Origin of the sequence: Enterorhabdus sp. P55 (genome assembly GCF_009911695.1) — a bacterium.
GTDB lineage: Bacteria > Actinomycetota > Coriobacteriia > Coriobacteriales > Eggerthellaceae > Enterorhabdus.
Genome location: NZ_QWKK01000019.1, coordinates 1 through 21,604 on the forward strand (window position 1 = coordinate 1; position 21,604 = coordinate 21,604).

Genomic DNA, 21,604 nt, shown 5'->3' on the forward strand with positions numbered 1-21,604 from the left:
TCCTCCTCCACGAACTCGGTCAGGTCGTCGAAGGTGAGCAGCATCGCGCCGGACTGCGAGGGGCTCGACTGCATGCGGCGACGGGGGCGCGACGCCTCAGGCCCGCGCAACTCTTCCGAATCAGCAGCCATGGTCGCGCTAAGCGCCAGAGCCTTTCCCTATTCCCTTGTCAACCGGTCTTCTTGACAATCCCCAGTCCTACTTTTGCCTCTAGTGTTCTTCCGAACATCTCGATTTCCAGATACGCTAAGCGCTTATGACGGTTGATCTTTTTGATCCAGCCTTCGTGGTGCCGCAGCGGCCCCTTGGTGATGCGAACCTGATCGCCCTCGATGACGCCCTCGGACATCTCGATCACCCGATCGCCGCTCTCGGTGAAGGCAGCTATCCAGTCGATCTCCTCGGGTGCAAGCGGCAAGAACGCATCGCCGCTGGCCAGAAGCTTGGTGAAGGCCGGCACCTTGCGAAGCTCGGCCTCAAGCGCGTCGATGTCGTCAGTCACCACAATCACGTACCCGGGAAACAGCTTGGCGGTGCACAGCCGCCATTCGCCGCGGAAGCTTTTCATCAGCTCATAGCGGGGCACGAAGCACTCCTCGAGAGCCCCCTCGTCGACAAAGCGACGAATCATCGCCTCGGCGTTGGCCTCACGGCCGGCGGCCACCTGCACGACATACCACACATCAATCACGTCCTTCGCGATGCGCAGGGTATGCGTTGCCATCGGAGCACAGCCCCGTGGCTTCAAGCCGGCACGCCAGCGGCCGAGGAGGCACGTAGCCTCCCCTGCTGCCAGCGCAAAGACGCCAAGGCGCCCGGCATGGCTTCGCCCCTTGCATCTGCAAGAAGAAATAAGCGCTCTTCATTCGCCTGAGCTCACGAAGCGCGCGCGTGGCGTCGTCTTCGCTCCTTCGGGCTATGTTCGGGACAATCGTAACAATGACGCGATCTAGAGTAAACTCCAGCCGCGCCGAGCCTCCCCTGAAGGGGAATACGTGCATCCCGTTGACCGGGCGCTCGCGAGCTGCGCGCCAAGGCGCAAAACAGCTGGTCGCAGGCGTCCAATACGGGAGTAATGATAACACGTCGTCATGAGTGCGTCAGGTGAGACCCCCCCCCCATGCCGTTTTTCCGATTTCAGAAGATCCTTCGACTGCTTTTATGGAACAACAGATGGAAAAGCCACCGTTATCAGGGGTTTTGCCCGCCACTCACCGACGCGGATACGAGCACCGAGCCATCGTTTACACACAGAATGCGCACAAACACGCACCCTGGGCACGTGACAGATGAAACCCCTGGTAAATGCCACCTTTCCCACTTAGCAAAAGAGGGGCCACGCTCGGCGCGGCCCCTCGACAGCCGTCACGTCAAGAGTCGATGCGGACAGGGCTTACTCCCAGCGCAGTCTCTCTGGGCTCCATACGCAACCGACGCAGTCCCCTGACAGAGCGGGGTCGAGACAGCGAGCCACCACGTCTCTCGCATACTCGACATCAAGACACTCCTTGGGCAGACGTGCTTCCTTCGCCAGCTTCCGATAGCCCTTGAGCAGCTCCTTGCGCCAGGCATCGGGAATAGAGAACGCATCCGGTATCGCGGCTCCCCGCAGGCGAAACTCAGAACACACCGCCCCACGCAGATAATCTCCGGCAAGCTCTTCGCTAAGAACGTATCTGACCAGATCCACGAGGTCCTTCACACGACTCGATCGCGAGCCATTCGGACAGGGGAGCATCGTGGCAACCACCTTGTCGGCAACGGCATTCGCGACGGGAAATACCAGATAGCACGGTGTGTCGATCCCTTTAACAACAAGGCTGTTCACAGGATTCACCACATCAGGAGAGACAACGACCGCAGGATCCACCACAAGATCGATGACCACATGCGGGCGTATTTCCTTCGTACCGCCCAGAACGGGGGTGAATCGAAGGCGCCTCCCGCTCCGATAGCCCTGTTCCTCCACAATCACTTCAAGGGATTCTAGCCGATAGGTCAGAAAATCGTCCAAATCCTTGCCGCCCAGCCTAACAAGCTCGTCAACAGCCTCTCCTATGTCATCGCCAGAATAGAAAATGTCCGTGTCCCTCGTCCGCCGGACATCTACCAGCCGAGCAAGCATCCCTCGGCCGCCTTTGAGGATGAAGCGCGGATCGTCCTCACTGAAGATACGCGAAAGGAAGCGATCGTGATAATAATCGAGGAGGGCCTGATTGGTGTCTTGCGAAGAGGCCTTGGCGGCAGCCTTCACCGCCATCTCCATCGCATCGGGCGTTTTATAGCTACCATTTGCCATATGCCCCTCCAACCACGCCGCTCAATTAGGTTAGGCCATATTAAAGTCTTTTCTTCCTCAATGCCAAGGACAAAACCCATTCATCGGACGAAAGTCTCTGGATACACTCGGGGTTTGTCGGTGAATCTGGAGACTTGGCGTGACTTCTCGAATTGAGGTGGAGCGCCGGGATCCCCTCCTCTCCCCGTGAAGCTTGTAAGGCACTCAGGATCTGGCGGAACCTCTCTTTCTGAACATCGCCTGCATTCTTGCTCAGCAGCATGCAAGCAAAGGACTCTCCATCTTCGTACCCAGACCTTGTCGAAAGAGGGTTCAGAAGCACGGAAAGACGAGCCGTATCAAACTCATGCCCCTTTCGAGCAGCATCTTTCACCACCTGCCCAAGAAGGGTCGGATCCTCCCCCTCTCGAATCAAATCGGCAATGGTCTTTTCCACCGACGTTACTGGCAGCGAGTCAACGAAGGCGACATCCTGCGGCCCTACCTCTTCGAGAAGGCAGTGGATGTTGCCCCTGCGCGTCTGGCGTCGCTTGCTGACCGCAAACGAGAACGGCGTCGGATAAAAATCACCCAGATCATGAAGAAATGCCGCCGTGCGCCCCCGGACCACCGCATCAAACGGCTGCTCGGCCATTCTCTCGTATGCGGTTTTCTTCGGATAAAGCGATAGCCATGCGGCCTTCAAGTCAGCATGGCTCGCCTCATAGCCAGACGAGAATCGGTAGACACCGTAGTCAATCGATTCGACCAGGTCGCGTTTTACGAGGCGCGCTATTTGATTTCGCTGGATGCCGAGCTCCCGCGCTTGGGCAGCCGTAAAAAGCCCCCACTGAGAGGCGGCGAGACTTTGAAGTTCTTCTTTCCATGATGAGTTATTCATGCTGCGATTGTATACGATTTTGTATACAATCGCAGCATGAATAACAAAATGAGAACTACTGACTAAAACAAAATAGCTGCGTTTGTATACGCATCCGTATACAAACGCAGCTATCAGAAAGCTACTGTTTCTCGCGCTCCCCTACCGTCGAGAGCGTTTGGGCGTAGCGGCCTTGAGGCGCTCCATGGACGTCTTGGACTCGCTCGCCCTGTGGGAGCGGCTCGTACGCGCGCCACGGCCGCCACGGCCGCCAGCCGGGGCTGGGGGCTGCACCATCACGAAGCCCAGCACCTTGGCGGACGCGATGTCCAGCTGATTGGCCACCTCGGCCAACTCGGCCGTAGGCGTCTCGAACTCAGCCAGGGCCAGTACCGTGTTGCCCACTGCATGCGCGATGTAGGCGAAGTCCGCATGGTTAGCCGGATCGGACGTGTTCACCACCACCAGGCTGTAATGCTCCTTCGCCTCGGCGACGAACTTCTCGAAGGCCGAGGAGCCCAGCATGGTCACCGGGTTCACGAGCGGGCTGCCGGCGGGCAGGTAGTCCACCGACGGCGCGAAGGGGATAACGCACGCGTCCAGCTTGGCTCGCTTCGACACGACGTCCGCCAGACCCACAGCACGGCGTCCGCCCTGGTCGCCACGCATGGCGTCAAGCGCGCCCTCGGCCAGGTCGCCCTCGATGAGCAGCGTCTTCACCTTCGCCTGGCTGGCCGCCTGGGCCAGCTCCAAGCACGCGAGCACCGAATTGCGCGTACCGCCCACTGGCACCACGCACAGCGCGCGCTCGCCCTCGCCAGCAAAGCGGATGTTGGCCAGGAACGCCTCGCGCGCGTGTTCCGGCGTGGGGAACGGCAGATCGCCCAGCTGGCGAATCTTGAGCCCCTCCTCCACCTCCGCGGCGCTGTGCACGGGAGCACGGCGCATATCCATCAGCACGACGATGCACACCGCCACGAACAAACCGGCCAAGAAGGCCACGGCCGAGTACTTCACCAGGCTTGGCGACACGTCAACCGCCGCGCTGGCGTTGGCCACCTGCACCTGCACGTTAGGATAGAGCGTAGCGGCCTGCGTCTTGAGGTTGCCGGCCACCTCGTTGACCGTGTTGACGCAGCTCTGGCCGTTCACATCCTCAGCCGTGATGGCGACGGTCTTGTTGGTGGTGTTGGCCTTGGCCGTGACCTCGAGCTTGCCGGAGCTCTTCTCCTTGGCCAGGCCCTCGGCCACGCCGCCGATGCCGCCCGGCTCACCCGACACCGACACGTTCGCCGTCGCGGAATACGTCTTGGGCATGACGACCAGCACCACGGCGCACACGAGCATGCACGCGACGGGCAGCGCCACGACCATCTTCCAGTTGCGCTTCAGCAGTTTCAGCAGATCCATCAGGGTCATGAGTCCAGCCTTGCCTTCGGCTCCGACGGGCGGAGGTTCTGTCAACGACACACGCCGCATTGGACGGCGTACAGCCTTTCAGTATAAAGCAAAGCCCCCGCGTAGCCGCCGTCATTCATGGCGTCCACATGGGCGATTAGATCGGATCGGAACAGCGTCAGGTCAAGTCGCCGGAATCGGCAAGGTTGACGGGCGCAGCGTCATGAGCGGACTCCACGGGAACCTGAAGAAGGGTGTTGAAGAAGTCCTTGGTGCGAGCGACGGCCTCACGCAAGCTGTACATGCGCTGATTGTCGTAGGCGCCGTGATCGCTGGCCACGCCGCGCGTCTCCATGCCCAGGCCCTGGGCGGCGAACATGGCACGGTACAGGTGGTACGCCTGGGTGGTCACGATGATGCGCTCGGCGCCGAACACATGGCGCGCACGGTACATCGACTCGTAGGTGGAATAGCCCGCGTGATCCTCGTAGACGTCCTCGCTCGGCACGCCAAGCGCCACGCAGTAGGCCTTCATGGCCGCCGACTCGTTGTAGTGGGACGTGCGGTTGTCGCCACTCACGATGATGGCGCCAGTCGCCCCCGAGCGATAGAGGGAGACGGCCGTCTCCAGGCGATCCTGCAGGATGTCGGATGGCGTCCCGTCGGGCTTCACCGACGCACCCAGAACCACCACGGCATCGGCGTCAAAGTCAGCCAGATCGGAGACGGTGTGCACGTTGTCGCGCGTAGACATCACCGTGATGAGGTTGGCCCCACCGACGATAAGGAGCGCCGCCAGCAGGCAGCCCACGACCACCCTCAGGGCAATGCCCAGGAGGCGGCGCACGGGGCCTTTGGAACGGCGGGACATGGGCGGCAGCACTTCCTTGAGATTCGGGTGCGGGTAAGGTGCGATCGATCATAGCAGAGGCCCTCGCGGCATGCAGGGGCCTCCGAGGGGTTTCAGACGATGGACATAGAGCCGGGCGCGAAAACGCCTTCTGCGTGGCAAGCGATGACGGGTCTGCAACTTTTCCTGGGGTTAAACGGCGGGCTGCCTGAGCAGGCGTAGGCGTTTGCCCTGGTCAGACTCTGTTGAATCCGCTGGGTTTTCCCGCAGTCGGCGAAAAGGGCCGAAAAAATGTTGCAGACCCGTCATCGCTTGCCAAAAAAAGGCAGGATTCTCTGCCGGGCATGGGGAGGCGCCGGCAAGCGGGGGGGTCGGAACGCCGGGGGCCGGGAGTCGAGGGGCGGGACCGGGGCGGGACGACGGGAGCGCCAACAAACGGGAGACGCCGACGACAAGTGAGGAGCGCCGGGGCCAGGGTGGGGGCGGGACGCCGGCGCCGTCGACAGGGACGCCAGCGGCAAACGCGCACAGGGCCCCCCATAGCAGTGGGCGCCCGCAAAAGCGGACGCCCACGCAAGCGAAGACCCTTCGCGCCGCCCTACTTAGCCACCACGTTCACCAGGCGGCCGGCCACGACGACCACCTTCTTCACGTCCTTGCCCTCCAGGGCGCGGGCCACGGCGGCCAGGGCCTCCTCGCGGATGGCCTCCTCGGACGCGTCGGCGGCCACGGTGATCTTGGCCTTCACCTTGCCGTTCACCTGCACGGCCAGCTCCACCTCGTCGGCCTTGGCAGCCTCCGGGTCGTACTCCGGCCAGGGCTGGGCGTGCACCGATGAGTCGGGGTGTCCGAGCACGGTCTGCCACAGCTCTTCGGCCCAGTGCGGGGCGATGGGCGCCATGAGCTTCACGAGCGTCGCGGCCACCTCGGCGTCGAGCGCCTGGTGGTCGGGGCAGGCGCCGCGCGCCTCGGGCGAGAACGCGCGCAGATACTCGCCCGTCACGTTCGACAGCTCCATGATGGCGGCGATGGCGGTGTTGAAGTTGTTGCGGTCGAAGTCGTCGCTCACCTTCCCCACCACGCGATGGCGCTCGCGCATGAGCTTCTGCGCCACCTTGACGGCGGCCTCAGGGTCGGGGGCAGCCTCGAACAGCGTGTCCTCCCCCGCGGCGCCCGCCAGGTCGTTCACCTGGCGCCACAGGCGGTTGAGGAACTTCGCCATGCCGGCCAGGCCGTCTTCGTTCCACAGCTTCTCCTTGTCCGGCGGGCCCATGAACAGCATGGCCGCGCGCACGGAGTCGGCGCCGTAGTCGCGGATCATCTCCTCGGGCGACACCACGTTGCCCTTGGACTTGCTCATGACCTCGCCGTTGGCGTCGAGCACCATGCCCTGGCACAGCAGGTTGGTGAACGGCTCGTCGAAGTCGAGCAGCCCGCAGTCGCGCAGCACCTTGGTGAAGAAGCGGCTGTAAAGCAGGTGCAGGATGGCGTGCTCGATGCCGCCGATGTACTGGTCGACGGGCATCCAGCTGTTGGCCTTGGCCGGATCGAAGGGGGCCTGGTCGTTGTGCGGGTCGGTGTAGCGCATGTAGTACCAGCTCGAGCACGTGAACGTGTCCATGGTATCGGTCTCGCGCTTGGCCGGCGCGCCGCAGACGGGGCAGGTGGTGTTCACGAAGCCCTCGTGCGTGGCGAGCGTCTCGCCGGCGGCCAGGTCGATGTCCTCGGGCAGGCGCACGGGCAGCTGATCGACAGGCACGGGCACCACGCCGCAGGTCGGGCAGTGCACGGCAGGAATGGGGTTGCCCCAGTAGCGCTGGCGCGAGATGAGCCAGTCGCGCAGGCGAAACTCCACGGTGCGCCTGCCGCGGCCCATCTCCTCAAGGGCGGCCACCACGGCCTCCTCGCCCGGGGAGTGCTTGCCGCCCACCAGGCCGGTGTAGGGGCCCGACTGCACGAGGATGCCCTCGGCGGCGTAGGCCTCGGGCCAGTCCACCTCGGTCACCACACGCCCCTGCTCGTCCTTGAGCTGCGGGAACAGCGGGTCGTCCTCCCCCAGGATGATGGGGATGATGGGCAGGTCGTACTTGCGGGCAAACTCGAAGTCACGCTGATCGCCGCAGGGCACGGCCATGACGGCGCCGGTGCCGTAGTCGGCCACCACGTAATCGGCCACCCAGACGGGCACCAACTCGTCGTTGATGGGATTCACCACGTAGCGGCCGGTGAACACGCCGTGCTTCTCGCGATCGCCCATGGCGCGCTCCACGGCGCTCACCTTCTTCGACGCCTCCACCAGCTCGCGCACGGGCGCCTCGTAGTCGGTGCCGGCCACGAGCGCGTCCAGCCCGGCGTATTCCGGAGCCAGCACGAAGAAGCTGCAGCCGAACAGCGTGTCGGCACGCGTGGTGAACACGGTGATGATGTCGTCGGCGCCCGGCTCGGCCGGCGCGTTGCCCTCGGCGTCGCACAGGATGAAGTCGACGTTGGCGCCCTCGGAACGGCCGATCCAGTTGGCCTGCTGCTGCTTCACGCGCTCCGGCCAGCCCTCCAGCTGATCGAGGTCGTCCAGCAGCTCCTGGGCGTAGTCGGTGATCTTGTAGTACCACTGGGTGAGGTCGCGCTTCTCCACCTCGGAGTCGCATCTCCAGCAACGGCCCTCGATGACCTGCTCGTTGGCAAGGACTGTCCCACAATCAGGACACCAGTTGACCGGGCTGTTGCGACGCTCCACCAGGCCGCGCTCCCAGAACTTCAGGAAGATCCACTGGCCCCAGCGGTAGTACTCGGGGTCGCACGCCACCACAGTGCGGTCCCAGTCGTAGGAGAAGCCCATGCGCTTGAAGCTGGCGCGCTGGGTGTCGATGTTCTGATACGTCCACGTGGCCGGATGGCTGTGGTGCTTGATGGCCGCGTTCTCAGCCGGCAGGCCGAAGGCATCCCAGCCCATGGGATGCAGCACGTCGAAGCCGCGCATCGTGGAGTAGCGCGCCACCACATCACCGTAGGTGTAGTTGCTCACGTGGCCCATGTGGATGTCGCCCGAGGGGTACGGAAACATCTCGAGCACGTACTTCTTCGGACGGGGCGAGTCCTCGACGACGGCGTAGGCGTCATCGGCCTCCCATTGGGCTTGGAGGCGCGGCTCTATCTCGTGGGGGTTATAAGGCTTCATGGGGCTCCTCGCGATCACGGATGCGGGCACCCGCGCCGACGCGGACGCCCGTTTTTCAGCAGCTTCCCATTATAGGGCTATCGCGCGGCGCTGGGGAGATGAGGCGGGGAAGGAACGGGGCGCCCGGGCACCGCCAGACGCCGGACGCAAGCCCGCCGACGCCGGGCGGCGCGACTCGCAGAACCCCCATGCCGCCGGTTCGGCCCAATCATCAGACCCGATGCTAGCCTCGGCCGGCAGCGTCCTCGGCGCGCCTACGAGGCGCCGAGGCCCTCGCCAGCGGAACCTTCGCTGAGCGCCCCCCCCCCAGGCGGGTTTTTCGCGGGTCGCTCGTTGATGAGCATGACGGTGGTGCGGAACCAGCAGTCGTCCTCCGCCTCAGCCTTGAGCGATCCGCCGTAGCGGCAGGCCAGGCTTCGCAGGATCTGGAGGCCCCAGCCGTGGGACGCCACGGGCAGCTCGCGGTCGGCGAAGGCCACGCGGGGGCGGAGCTCCTCGGCGGAGGCGTCGCCCTCCCCCTCCGCGACCCGGCCGTTCAGCAGGTCGACCATGAGAACGCCCGACACCAGGCACGCCTTGATGGTGATGCGCCGGCACGGCCCCTCCACGGCGCGGCAGCTGCGGATGGCGTTGTCCATGAGGTTGGAGAACACGGCGCACAGGTCCACGTCCAAGATGGCCAGATCCTCGGGGACGACGATCTGGCAGTCCACGGGGATGTCCGCGTCCGCGCAGGCGCGCAGCTTCATGGCCATGAGCGCGCCCACCGCGCGGTTCTCGCAGCAGTACTCGTCGGCGGAGTCCATGTTGTCCGCAGCGCGCCGGATCCGCTCAGCCGCCTCGTCCGCCCGGCCCTCCGCAAGCAGCCGCTCCAGGTCGCACAGCACGGCCACGATGTCCTCGCGCATGCCGCGCGCCTCCTCCAGGCCGCTGCGCAGGCGTTCGTAGTACACGCGCTGCAGCTCGCGCTGCTCCTCCAGCAGACGCACGCGCTCGGCTGCCAGCTCGGACTCGTCGATGGCGGACAGGGCCCGGAACAGCATGACGTCGGCGACGATGCACAGCGCCGCGACCACCCCTACGGCCACAAGCACCCACAGCGGCGGCTGATAGGCCACCGCGTACCACACGAGGAACGAGAGCACGACCAGCTGGCTGAGCGGGAACACAAGCGAGATGAGCGCGCGCCGCCGCGGCGTGCGCAGCACGGCCGCCGTCGGGCGGGCCGGCTTGCGGCGCCACGACACGTCGTCCAAGGCAGAGGCTGCCGGGCCATCGTCCGCATCCCCATCGGCACGCCGCGCCGCCGTGCCGGCGCCCGCATCCTCGGCGCCCCGCGCCTCCACGGCCAGCACACCCTCCGCGTCGGCAGCCGCCTCTCCCTCCAGCCCAACGATCTCCACCACGCGCCCCAGCAGCTCGCACACGAAGGCATGCGCCTTGTCCACGGCACCCTGCGCGATGAGCATGAGCGCCACGTTCGCCTGGTTCCTCAGATCATGCCGCACGCGAGCGACGGCGCTTACCTCGCGCTCGACCTCACGATAGCGCGCCAGGTAGTGCGACAGCTCAAGGGCGAGCACCTGGGCGCGCTCGTCCTCACGCACCTTCAGGTTGTAGCGCTCCATGAGCGGGAAGAAGAACGCGTCGGCCACCACGCACGCCGCCGCCACGATCAGGTTGCCCAGCACGATGGGACGGCTCACGTCGCCGGTGACCTCCATGATGCCCACGCTGAACGCGATGAGCAGGTACTGCACCACGATGAACCCGATGAACTGCGCGATGCCGTTGCGCGTGCTGGTGGATCGCAGCCAGCGCTCCACGGCCTCCAAGACCACGAGCAGCCCCATGAGCACCACCAGGTGCAGCAGGTGCGAGGCGATGAAGAAGTCGAGGTTCACGCCTGCTGCGGGCTTCACGGCCAGGTCGGGCCCGATGACGTGGCTCCACAGGAACGTGGGCGGTATCTCGGCGATGACGACGACCAGCATGATGAGCACGGAGACGAACAGGCGACGCGGCAGCGGATCGCGGGCGAACACGAGCCAGGGAACCATCATCCCCGCCGTACCCAACAGCATCCGCGCCGGCTGCCTCAGAACATCCTGGGCCACGAGGAACGGCAGCACGACAAGCAGGCTTACCAGCCAGTACCAGCCCTTGCGCGGGATATCCAGCAGGCGCGTGGCGGCATAGATCAGCACCAGCTGGCAGGGCAGACCGGTGAGGAAGTTAATGAGGTTCTCTGGCATACGCTCGCTCGACGGAGGGACGATGCCCCTAGCCTACAGCCTTTCCTTCAGGAAGTCCATGAAGGCCTCGCGCGTGGGGCGCGAGCGCTTCTGGCTGATGGGAATGGTGGCGCCGGAGAGCAGGTCGATCTGGTCGCTGCGCATCTCGGCGATCTTCTCCATGTTGACGAGGAAGCTCTTGTGGCACTGCACGAAGGTGCCGGGCAGCTTGCGGGAGATGCCGCCCAGGGACTCGTAGGCCTCGATCACCTGGTCGGCCAGGTGGATGCGCACCTTGCGCCGGTCGCTCTCCACGAACTCGATGTCAGCCGGCAGCACGCGCATGATGCGGCCGCCCACCTTCACGCCGAAGGGACGCGCGATGCGCTCCTCCAGGTTCTCGATGGCCTTGTCGAGCGCATCGGTGAAGTCCTCAGGCTGGAGGGGCTTGGTGAGGAAGTAGACGTGGCTCGTGCGGTAGACCCGCGTGCAATACTCGACGTGGCCCGTGACGTAGATGACCTGGACGCCGGGGCACTGCTGAAGCAGCTTCTGCACGGCGGTGATGCCGTTGCCGGCAGATCCGGCGGAATCCTCGAGCACGACGTCCATGAACACGATGTCCGGAGAGAAGCCGCGGCGCAGGCGCTCGTCAAGAGCGGCGAGGCTGGTACAGATCTCCACCTCGAAGGTCTTATGGGTAGGATACTGCTCAAGCATGCGCTCGAGCGCATGCGCTTGCTCTCTGTCGTCATCGACGACCAAGACGCTTACCGTGTTCATATGTTGCTACTCCTGGTGCGACATCCCTTGGGGTACGAAGGCTCTCCCCGCAGGTTCTCCCGATTGTGTCGCCGCCGAGGGCCCCGATTCCCCCGTCTTATTCGACGCGCTGCCCTCTATTGTAGCCAAGCACGAGAAAATGAGTGCGAGACCTGGTTTTGGATGTAACAATCAAGTTCTAAAATGCACTTTCCTACGGCCCTTTGCTGCCCAGCGGCACTGAGAAGCGCATACCCCCCCCCCGGTACCCTTTTCACGGCAGGTCAGGTAGCCGGGGAGCCGCGCTTCGCCTACTCGCCGACTGCCCGGGAAATGAGGGCGCGCAGCTCCTCGATGCCGCCGCCCTTCTCGGCGGAGGTGACCACCACCGGCGTCCCCTTCGGCAGGTCGAGCGCCTTCACGATGGCAGCACGCTGCTTGGCCGCCTGCTGCTTCGAGAGCTTGTCCGCCTTGGTGAGCGCGATGGCGAAGGGGAGCTCGGCCTCCTTCAAGAAGCCCACCATGCCGCAGTCGAGCGCCGAGGGCTCGTGGCGGATGTCGATGAGCGAGACCACCAAGGCGAAGGCGCGCTCCTGGTTGAAGTAGCCGTCGATCAGCTCAGACCAGCGCCCCTTCTCGGACTTGGAGACCTTCGCGTAGCCGTAGCCGGGCAGATCGACCAAGTCGGCGCCGTCCACGTCGTAGAAGTTGATGGTGGCGGTCTTGCCTGGCGTAGACGACACCTTCGCCAGGCCCTTGCGATACATGAGCTTGTTGAGCAGCGACGACTTGCCCACGTTGGAGCGGCCGGCGAAGGAGACCTCGGGGCCGTTGGAGGGCGGCAGCTGCGCTGAGGTGCCGTAGGCGGCCAGGAAGCGGGCGTTGTGGAAGTTCATGGGGGCTCCTTCGCGAAGGGGTTCGTCGGGCCATTGTACCAACAAACGCGAGGCGGCCCGCGAGCAGGTTCGCGGGCCGCCTCCTATGACAGCGGGCAGGAGCGGGGGATCCCGCCCTCGGGATTAGTTCTCGAAGTTCTCGGCGAAGCGGGCGTTCATCTGCGACTCCTGCACCACGGCAGCAGCCTGCGGATGCTCCACGCGCTCGTAGAAGAAGCGCACGTAGTGGCCGAGCACGAACAGCACCATGATGGCCGCGAACGCCGTCTCCAGGCCGATGAGCACCTGAAGCGCCTCGGGGAAGGGCAGCGCCACGCCAGCGCCGGTCAGGAAGGCCACGCCCCTGGAGAGCGCCGTGGCCGAGATGACGAAGGGGAACGTCATCGCCGCGAAGCTGGGGTAGAACTTGAGGGCCACCAGCTTGGGCAGGCGCGTCAGCACCATCGCGAACAGCGCCTGGGCCAGCACCATGAGCACGCCCACGAACACCGGGTTGGGGTTGGGCGAGGTGGACAGGTAGCCCACGAGCGACAGGCTCATCGGCGCAGCGTAGATGCAGAACAGCGGACGAGCAGGCTCGGGAATCTCATGGCGCAGGTAGCGAAGGGTAACCACGGCCAGCAGCACGGCATAGCAGGCAAAGCCCAGCCAGAACAGGCCGTAACCCAGCGACTCCATGTTGAACGCCGGAGAGGTGACCGACGCCACGATGATGCCCACGTAGCAGATGAAGTAGGTGGGAAACACCTCGTGCAGCTTGAAGCGGCGAATGAAGCGGAAGCTGAACCACACCATGAGGGACAGGTGCGCCGCCACCGCGCAGATCCACAGCCCGAAGGCGGGAACGATGGCCACGGGCGCCAGGTAGCCCGCCAGCTGCATGAGCGCCATGAACAGGGTGGCCGACACGCTGGCCAAGATGGAGTTGTGCAGGTCATCGCGGATCATCGAGGGAAACAGCACGATCTTCGCCGTCAGCAGGCTCACCAGAGCCAGGGCCAGCAGGCCGCACACGCCATGGGCAATCTCGGTGTAGGGCTGGAGCAGGTTGCCCAGGGCCGCCAGGCCAAGGGCCACGCCCGCCGTGGGGATGGGGACCTTCTTTATCAGCTCGCGCATTGGCCGCCTTTCATACGGGTATAGACAAGCGTTCAGACCACGCGCCGCCGGTGGAGGACGCAGCGGCGCGCAGGAACGTGGTGAAGTCATTCTGTCATCCAGTATACCAAATGAAAACTAATGAGTTTTTATCTAACGATAAGATAGTTTTATGATACGGTGACGACGGCCAGGAGAACGAGAAGGGAGGCGCCCGTGCAGGACTTCCGCGTAAGGACCTTCCTCACGGTGTGCCGCACCCTCAACTACACGCGCGCCGCCGAGGAGCTCCACATCACCCAGCCCGCCGTCTCCCAGCACATCGCCTTCCTCGAGAAGGAATACGGCGCCGACCTGTTCACCTATCGGCGCAAGAAGCTCGAGCTGACGAAGGCCGGCCTCGTGCTGCGTGACGCGCTCTCTACCATGGCCCACGACGAGTCCATGCTCCGCGAGCGCGTGAGCGCCTTGGCGTCGGGCTCGGCCGTGGAGCTGAGCATCGGGATGACGCTCACGGCTGGCGAGTATCTGGCCGCCGCCCCCCTGGCGGAGTACCTGGCCGCGCGGCCCGACATCCGCGCCACCGTGCGCTCGGGCGGCACGCGCCGTCTCATCGAGCTGCTCGACGCCGGCACGGTGGACTGCGCCTTCGTGGAGGGCCTCTTCGACAAGAGCGCGTATGAGTGGGACGTATTCCGCACCGAGCGGCTCATCTGCGTCTGTGCCGCCGGCCACCGGTTCGCCCGGGAGCCGCAGACGATGGAGGACCTGCTGGGCGAGCGCCTCGTCACCCGCGAGCCGGGCTCGGGCACCCGCGCCGTGCTCGACCACGCCCTGGCCGCGCGCAACCTCTCCATCGAGGGGTTCGCCGACACGCTCATCGCCGAGAGCCTGGGCGTCATCAAGGTGATGGTCGCCCACGACCTGGGCGTGGCGTTCCTTTACGAGGCCGCCGTGCAGCGCGAGCTGCAGGAGGGCTCGCTCAAGGAGGTGCCCCTGGCCGGCCCGCCCATCCAGCACGACATCGCCTTCATCCGCCTGAAGGGCAGCGCCTTCGAACCCGAGCTCCAAGCGCTCTTCGACGCCCTGCGGGAACGCTCCTAGCCCCCCCCCAGACGCAAGAGGGGCCCGACCAGACGGCCGGGCCCCTCACATCAGCGATGCCTTGGCGTCGCGCTACTCGTCCACGCTCATGGTCAGGGACAGCAGGGCGTCATGGGCAGCCGCCTGCTCGACCAGATCGCGGGTGAGGATGACGCCGCGGGCAGCGGCGAACACGCCGTCGGCGCTGGCCACGTCCTCGGTGAGGGTCTTGCCGATGAGGAATTCCACCAGCTGCGCATCCTCCTCGGAGAGCTCGAGGACCTCCTCCGCGACGGCGGCCTCCGCGAAGTCCTCCACGATCTCGTCCTCGACCGCCAGGGCAGCCACGTCGTCGGCCAGCAGCACGTCGTCGGCCGCGGGCTCGTCAGCCGCGACCGCGGCCGCGGGCTCGCCGCTCTCGCGCAGCTCGGCAGCCGTCTTGGCGCCGTCGTCGACGAAGACGAACTCGGGGGCGAAGAACACGAAGGCATCAGCCGCGAACACCGTGCCATCGTCGAGGGTGAGGCTGGTGACGGTGCCGTACACCGGGTCGAAGGCGTAGGTGGCCACGACGCCCAGCTTGTTGCCGGTGCGAGTGTAGACCTCGGCGCCGATGAGCGCGAAGCCGTCGCCGATGAGGGCCTGGGCCTGCGGGTCGGACGCCGCCAGGAAGTCCTCGCGCGACTGGACGGTGATGAACGTGTCGCCGACGGCGATCACGTTGGCGAAGGGCAGCACAAGCGGGGTGTTGGTGGTGGCGTTGGAGACGATGTAGTGGCCGACGGCCAGGGTATCGCAGTCAACGCGCAGCTCGCGCATCTTGCCGAGCACCTTGCGGTCATCCAGGCCGACGATGCTGCGAGTGAGGATGGATTCGTTGGTTTCCATGGTGGCTCTTTCTCCCAATGATGGACGACGGTGGCCGCAAGCGCGGCGTTGGTGCCCGCATTTCGCGCGCTTGGCCCATTGTATACGAAACGATGCCCGCCCGGGGAGGGAAGCAGCGCTATTTGCTGGGCTCCACGCTTCCCTCGGCGAGGGTGACCGTGGAGGAGTCGTCCACCAGGTAGATGTCGCTTGAGAGCAGGTCACGCGTGGTGCGCACGCCGTCCTGGTAGTACACGCGGAACGACTCGGAGATGTAGTACTGGCGCAGCTCGCCCTCGGCGTCCTTCTTCTCATAGCGATCCACCACGCGCGAGGTGGCATCCACGGTGACGCCCTCGGGCAGCGGGTCGCCGACGATGGTCACGTCCACCGTCTGGCCGACGGCCTTGGCGTAGATGGTGATGTCGTGCTCGGTGTTGTTGCGGATGCGCAGGTCGATCTGGCCGTAGACGATGGTGGCGTCCAGGCCGATGGGCGCGTAGTCCGACACGACGGAATGGGGATGACGCTCGACGATGTCCAGGTCGGCCTTGACGGCCGCGATGTAGAGGGCGGTGGACACCTGGCAGATGCCGCCGCCATCGCCGACGGCCACCTTGCCGTTGCGGATGACGGGAGCCTCCTGGTAGCCGCGCTCGGCGGAGCTGTCGCCCACCACCTCGTTGAACGAGAAGACGCCGCCGGGCTCGATGACCACGCCGTCGATGGCGTCGGCCGCCAGGCGGATGTTCTGGGCCCGCGCCGCGTCCTCGCTCTGGGAGATGGCCTGGTACTGGCCGATGATCTGCTGCTCGGGAGCCTCAGGCTCCTCCGGGGCATCGGGAGCGGGCGTGGGAGCCTCCTCCGGCGGCGCAGCGGCAAGGGCCTCGGCGGCCTGGTCGTTAGTCATCCACAGCACCGGGTTGCCGAAGGCCATGCAGGCCGAGACGGCCAGGGAGCAGAGCACCACCACGGGCAGCGCCGCCCAAGAGGCCCGGTAGGACGGAGGCATCTCAGGACGGCGGCGCGGAGCGGGCGCCCGCCGGTCAACGCGCTGATCGGGGCGGGCGTGGGCTGCCATGGCCTACCCCATCCTCTCGACTGCGTCCAGCTTCATGCGCTCGACGCGGGTGAGCACGCTTGACTGGCGCAGCTCGGCGGCGACCGCGCGGGCCTTGTCCCCATCGCCTGCCTTGACGTAGCAGGCCAGCTCGTCGAAGCGGGCGCGGCGGGCCTCGTCGGGCGTCGGCGCCGCGGCGGCGGCCTCTGCGAAGAGGCGCGCGGCAATGGGGTACACGCCGCGCTCGCGCAGCGACTGCGCCTTAGCGCAGAAGCCGTCGTAGGACGAGGACGCGGCAGGGGTCGGCTCGGGGGTCGCGATGGGCTCGGGCTCGGGGGTCGCGGCGGGCGCCGCGGTGGCGGCCGGCTCGGGCTCGGGGGTCGCGACGGGCGCCGCGATGACGGCCGGCTCGGGCATGGGCATGGGCACGGGCTCGGGCACGGCGACCGGCTCAAGCTCAGGGGTCGCAGCGGGCTCCGGCTCAGGTGCGGGAACGGGCTCCGGCTCGGACGCGAGAACGAACGCCGGCTCGGGCTCTAGAGCGAGCTCAGGCTCAGGCACCACGAGAGGCTCGGGCTCGGCGATGCCGGCGGGCTCCGAAACGAAGGCGGGCTCCGCGGCAGGCGCCTCCTCCGGCGTGCGGGCGGCCGCGAATTCCGGCTCGGGCTCAGAGGCAGGCTCCACCTCAGGCGCGAACGAGAATGCCTCCCACGTCGACTCGGAAGGCATCGCGGGCTCCGGCTCGGGGGCGGGAACGAACGCCGGCTCGGGCTCGCGCACCGGCTCGGGCTCGAATGCGATGACGGGCTCCGCCAGCTCGAGTTCCTCTTCCTCCGGCTCAGCATCAGCCGGCACGAAGGGCGAGGCCACGAACGGGATCTCCTCCACGGCCTCGAGCTCTGCGGCCTCCGGGGCAGCAGCCTCCTCCAGGGCGCGGCGACGCTCCTCCTGCTCCTCGGCGAGCGGGCGCAGGTCGATCATGTTGACCTTCTCCACCGGAACCACCTTGGTGGTGGTGAGGTCGGCAAAGGGAAGCGATATCGTGGCGGGCGTGGGCTTGCCGTGGGCGGGCTTCGAGGGCTTGGTCGCCTTAGGGGCGGTGCGCTTAGTGGGCCTCTTCGGCTCGACCACCGGCTTGACCAGCGGCTCGGCCGCCTCTTCCGTGGCGGATTCCTCCGCAGCGCGGGCCTTGGCGGCCTCGTCTGCGCGCTTGCGACGACGCGTCTTGTCAGCCGCCTCGGTCATCCCCACGTAGACGGCCACGGGGACGACGATGCAGGCCACGGCGAACAGCGGGGCGGTCCACCGCTGCGAGAACGCGATGGCAACCAGGAAGAACAGGATCACCACGAGGGTCACGCCGCCGAGCGATCCGATGACGGCACGGCGCTGGGAGCCAGGCGGGCTCAGGCGAATGCCCACCACCAGGCCGATGACCACGACCAGGGCCATCAGCGCGATGCCGATCCACGAGTTCTGCATGTCACCTCCCCACACGAAAAAAGAGCACACTGAAGCGATTATCCTATCGAAACCTGGAGTATACCACCAAGGCCCCGTTCGCAAGGGGCGATCAGGGCATCTCACGGCTTCTCACCAGCAAAACGCACAGTTTTCTCCCCAAGACGCAGGAAGGGCCCCGTCACCGGGGCCCTTCGGAAGCGCGACCGCGCCGCGGGGCATGCCGTCAGGCGCGCTTCGCCCTCTTGCGCTAGCGCGTGTTGGAGACGTAGGGCGTCTTGTCCTTCAGCAGGACGTCGTGGGCGCCGCCCTCCACGATGGACGTAGCGCTGACCAGGGTCAGCTTCGCCTTGTCCTGGAACTCGGGGATGGTGAGCGCGCCGCAGTTGCACATGGTGGACTTCAGCTTGAGCAGCGTCACGTCCACGTTGTCCTTGAGGCTGCCGGCATAGGGCACGTAGGAGTCCACGCCCTCCTCGAAGGTGAGGGCCTTCTTCTTGCCGCCCAGGTCGTAGCGGGCCCAGTTGCGGGCGCGGGCGCTTCCCTCGCCCCAGTACTCCTTCATGTAGGTGCCGTTCACCATCACCTTGTTGGACGGGCTCTCGTCGAAGCGGGCGAAGTAGCGGCCCAGCATCACGAAGTCGGCGCCCATGGCCAGGGCGAGCGAGATGTGGTGGTCGTACACGATGCCGCCGTCGGAGCAGATGGGCACGTAGATGCCGGTCTCGCGGAAGTACTCGTCGCGGGCCTTCGCCACCTCGATGGTGGCTGTGGCCTGGCCGCGGCCGATGCCCTTGGTCTCGCGGGTGATGCAGATGGAGCCGCCGCCGATGCCGATCTTGATGAAGTCGGCGCCCGCGTCGGCCAGGAAGCGGAAGCCCTCGGCATCCACCACGTTGCCCGCGCCGATCTTCACCGCGTCGCCGTAGTGCTCGCGCACCCACTCGATGGTCATCTTCTGCCAGTCGGAGAAGCCCTCGGAGCTGTCGATGCACAGGATGTCGGCCCCGGCCTCCACGAGCGCGGGGATGCGCTCGGCGTAGTCGCGCGAGTTGATGCCGGCGCCCACCATGTAGCGCTTATGGCCGTCGAGCATCTCGTTGGGATTGGACTTGTGGGAGTCGTAATCCTTGCGGAACACGAGGCTGACCAGGCGATCGTCGGCGTCCACCACCGGCAGGGAGTTGAGCTTGTGCTCCCAGATGATGTCGTTGGCGTCCTTGAGGGAAACGCCGTCCTGGGCCACGATGAGCTTCTCGCGCGGGGTCATGAAGTCGGCCACCTTCTCGGTGAGCTCCATGCGGGAAAGGCGGTAGTCGCGCTCGGTCACCACGCCGAGCAGCTTGCCGTGGGCCGTGCCGTCCTCGGTGACGGGCATGGTGGAGTGACCGTGCTCGTCCTTGAGGCGCACCACGTCATCCAGGGTCATGTCGGGCGAGAGGTTGGCGTCGGAGGTGACGAAGCCGGCCTTGAAGTCCTTGACGCGGGCCACCATGGCCGCCTCGTCGGCGATGGACTGGTTGCCGTAGATGAACGAGAGGCCGCCCTCGGTGGCCAGGGCCACGGCCATGCGGTCGTCAGAGACAGCCGCCATGATGGCGGACACCATGGGGATGTTGAGGGAAAGCGGGCACTCCTCCTCGCCCTTGCGGTACTTGACCAGGGGCGTCTTGAGGCTGACCGCCGCCGGCACGCAGGACGCGGGCGTGTGCCCGGGAACCAGCAGGTACTCGTTGAACGTGCGGGACGGCTCGTCGAAATAGAATGCCATGCGCTCTCTCCTTCTTCTCTATGGCCCTCTGACCTGCGGTGACGCCGCTTGCGAACGCGGCTGCGCGATAGGTTGAGTGCATTATAGACGGCAAAACCCCAGGTCGGCAGTCAGATCAGAAAATCGGCGGAATCTCCCGGCATGCGCGGGAGCGAGGGGGTGGCCGCGAATGCGCGGAGGGGGGCTCGGCGGGCCGGCGCACGGGGGTCGGCGGGGCTCGGTGGGCCGGGACGGGGGGCGCCGCCGGTCGACCCGGCGCGCGACGCCCCCCCCCGCGAAAGTCAGGCGCTAGGCGTTGCGCAGGAAGGCCTCGTAGCCGCGGCGTGCCTCGTAGATGTCGGCCTTGCTCGTGACCTCCCACGGCGCATGCATCGAGAGCACCGGCACGCCCGAGTCGATGACGTCCATACCGTAGCGCGCGGGGATGTAGGCGATGGTTCCGCCGCCGCCCGCGTCCACCTTCCCCAGCTCGGCCGTCTGGAAGCTCACGCCGGCATCGTCCATGACGCGCCGCACGCGAGCCATATACTCGGCGCTCGCGTCATTCGATCCGCTCTTGCCCCGAGCGCCCGTGTACTTGTTGAACACGAGGCCGCGACCGAGGAAGGCGGCGTTCTTCGCCTCGAATACGCTCGCATACGCCGGGTCGAAGCCGGCAGACACGTCGGAGGAGAGCATCGACGACGACGCGAGGGCACGGCGCAAGGGCAGCGCGCCCTCCTCGCCGGCGAGCGCCATCACCTCGGCGATGACATTCTCGAAGAACAGCGACTCCATGCCCGTGGCGCCCACCGAGCCGATCTCCTCCTTGTCCACGAGCACGGTGACGGCCGTCTTCGCCGGCACCTCGTCGGCCAGGGCCAGCTGGGCCACGAGCGACGTGTAGGCGCACACGCGGTCATCCTGGCCGTAGCCGATGATCATGGAGCGGTCGAAGCCCAGGTCGCGAGCGCGACCGGCAGGCACGACCTCCAGCTCGGCGGAGAGGAAATCCTCCTCGGCGATGCCGTACTTGTCAGCCAGCAGCGCGAGGGCGAAGGCCTTGACGGGATCCTTCGGCGCATCTGCGGCTGGCGCGGCGTCATCCAGCGGAGCGGCCGCAGCGGCGGCATCCCCGCCCCCTTGGAGCGCGGGCGCTCCCTCGGCAGCCGGGGCCTTCCCCGCCTCGGCGACGAGCGGGCGGTTGCCGACGAGCACGTCGAGGTCCTCCCCCTCCACGACAGCGCTCCCCTTCTTCTCCATCTGCGCGCGACCCAGGTGCGGCAGCAGGTCGGTCACGCAGAAGACGGGGTCGGCCGGGTCCTCGCCGACGTTCACCTCCACCACGGAGCCGTCGGTCTTGGCCACCACGCCGTGGAGCGCCAGCGGCAGCGCCGTCCACTGGTAGTTCTTGATGCCGCCGTAGTAGTGCGTGTCCAGCAGCGCGAAGCCGTTGGCCTCGTAGAGCGGGTTCTGCTTGAGGTCGAGGCGCGGCGAGTCCACGTGCGCGCCCAGGATGTTCATGCCCGCGGCGAGCGGGCTCTCCCCCAACTGCACCAGGACGAGCGCCTTGCCCTGGGCGGTGGCCCACACCTTGTCGCCCGGCGCGAGGGCGCGCCCCGTGGCCACGGCCTCGGCCAGCGGACGGTAGCCGGCCGCCTCCGCCTTGGCCACGGCAGCGGTCACGCATTCGCGCTCGGTCTTGTTGTCCGAGATGAAATCCCGATAGTCGGAGGCCAGGGCCTCGACGGCCTCAGAGGCGGCCTCGTCGTACGTCTTCCACGCTGCTTCGCGTTCCATATGATTCCCTTC

General features: G+C 66.1%; 16 protein-coding genes. 1 reads left to right on the forward strand and 15 read right to left on the reverse strand.

The features are described from left to right. Positions 1–169: 169 nt before the first annotated feature. The 10 genes from loaP to D1643_RS03475 all read right to left on the reverse strand — a co-directional run bounded on the left by loaP (position 170) and on the right by D1643_RS03475 (position 13,592). A complete protein-coding gene (gene loaP, locus D1643_RS03430; RefSeq protein ID WP_201750941.1) occupies positions 170–724 on the reverse strand; it encodes an antiterminator LoaP in 555 nt (184 codons plus the stop codon). A 669-nt stretch (positions 725–1,393) separates the two neighbouring features. Beyond that, on the reverse strand, positions 1,394–2,299 hold the full coding sequence (locus tag D1643_RS03435; RefSeq protein ID WP_160708666.1) for a nucleotidyl transferase AbiEii/AbiGii toxin family protein: 906 nt from the start codon (positions 2,297–2,299) through the stop codon (positions 1,394–1,396). 40 nt (positions 2,300–2,339) lie between these two features. Beyond that, on the reverse strand, positions 2,340–3,179 hold the full coding sequence (locus D1643_RS03440; protein WP_160708668.1) for a type IV toxin-antitoxin system AbiEi family antitoxin domain-containing protein: 840 nt from the start codon (positions 3,177–3,179) through the stop codon (positions 2,340–2,342). Between the two features lie 141 nt (positions 3,180–3,320). Beyond that, positions 3,321–4,577 carry a Wzz/FepE/Etk N-terminal domain-containing protein gene (locus D1643_RS03445; protein WP_160708670.1) on the reverse strand — a complete coding sequence of 419 codons (1,257 nt, stop codon included), beginning with the start codon at positions 4,575–4,577 and terminating at the stop codon, positions 3,321–3,323. 157 nt (positions 4,578–4,734) lie between these two features. Beyond that, a complete protein-coding gene (locus D1643_RS03450) occupies positions 4,735–5,427 on the reverse strand; it encodes a vancomycin high temperature exclusion protein (RefSeq protein ID WP_160708672.1) in 693 nt (230 codons plus the stop codon). A 577-nt stretch (positions 5,428–6,004) separates the two neighbouring features. Then, a complete protein-coding gene (gene leuS, locus D1643_RS03455; RefSeq protein ID WP_160708674.1) occupies positions 6,005–8,581 on the reverse strand; it encodes a leucine--tRNA ligase in 2,577 nt (858 codons plus the stop codon). A 254-nt stretch (positions 8,582–8,835) separates the two neighbouring features. Further along, positions 8,836–10,836, reverse strand: a complete 2,001-nt coding sequence (locus D1643_RS03460) for a GHKL domain-containing protein (RefSeq protein WP_160708676.1) — start codon at positions 10,834–10,836, stop codon at positions 8,836–8,838. A gap of 33 nt (positions 10,837–10,869) precedes the next feature. After that, the gene (locus D1643_RS03465) at positions 10,870–11,598 is read right to left on the reverse strand and encodes a LytTR family DNA-binding domain-containing protein (protein ID WP_160708678.1); all 729 of its coding nucleotides are present in this window, start codon (positions 11,596–11,598) and stop codon (positions 10,870–10,872) included. 290 nt (positions 11,599–11,888) lie between these two features. Next, positions 11,889–12,473, reverse strand: coding sequence for a ribosome biogenesis GTP-binding protein YihA/YsxC (gene yihA / locus D1643_RS03470; protein WP_160708680.1), 585 nt, complete (start codon positions 12,471–12,473; stop codon positions 11,889–11,891). 123 nt (positions 12,474–12,596) lie between these two features. Further along, the gene (locus D1643_RS03475) at positions 12,597–13,592 is read right to left on the reverse strand and encodes a TDT family transporter (protein ID WP_160708682.1); all 996 of its coding nucleotides are present in this window, start codon (positions 13,590–13,592) and stop codon (positions 12,597–12,599) included. A 195-nt stretch (positions 13,593–13,787) separates the two neighbouring features. On the opposite strand from D1643_RS03475, the gene D1643_RS03480 reads away from it, so the two are divergent. Continuing rightward, entirely contained in the window at positions 13,788–14,675 is an 888-nt protein-coding gene (locus D1643_RS03480; RefSeq protein ID WP_160708684.1) for a LysR family transcriptional regulator, read from the forward strand. A gap of 72 nt (positions 14,676–14,747) precedes the next feature. Here the strand turns inward: D1643_RS03480 and D1643_RS03485 are convergent, their stop codons facing one another. From D1643_RS03485 to D1643_RS03505, 5 genes are all read right to left on the reverse strand, one after another. Continuing rightward, the gene (locus D1643_RS03485) at positions 14,748–15,542 is read right to left on the reverse strand and encodes a hypothetical protein (protein WP_160708686.1); all 795 of its coding nucleotides are present in this window, start codon (positions 15,540–15,542) and stop codon (positions 14,748–14,750) included. Between the two features lie 118 nt (positions 15,543–15,660). Further along, positions 15,661–16,602, reverse strand: a complete 942-nt coding sequence (locus tag D1643_RS03490) for a VanW family protein (protein ID WP_160708688.1) — start codon at positions 16,600–16,602, stop codon at positions 15,661–15,663. 3 nt (positions 16,603–16,605) lie between these two features. Beyond that, positions 16,606–18,063: a hypothetical protein gene (locus tag D1643_RS03495; protein WP_160708690.1), complete on the reverse strand. Its 1,458-nt coding sequence runs from the start codon at positions 18,061–18,063 to the stop codon at positions 16,606–16,608. Positions 18,064–18,292: 229 nt separating this feature from the next. Then, positions 18,293–19,813, reverse strand: coding sequence for an IMP dehydrogenase (locus D1643_RS03500; protein WP_160708692.1), 1,521 nt, complete (start codon positions 19,811–19,813; stop codon positions 18,293–18,295). Between the two features lie 288 nt (positions 19,814–20,101). Next, positions 20,102–21,592: an aminopeptidase gene (locus D1643_RS03505; protein ID WP_160708694.1), complete on the reverse strand. Its 1,491-nt coding sequence runs from the start codon at positions 21,590–21,592 to the stop codon at positions 20,102–20,104. Positions 21,593–21,604 lie beyond the last annotated feature (12 nt).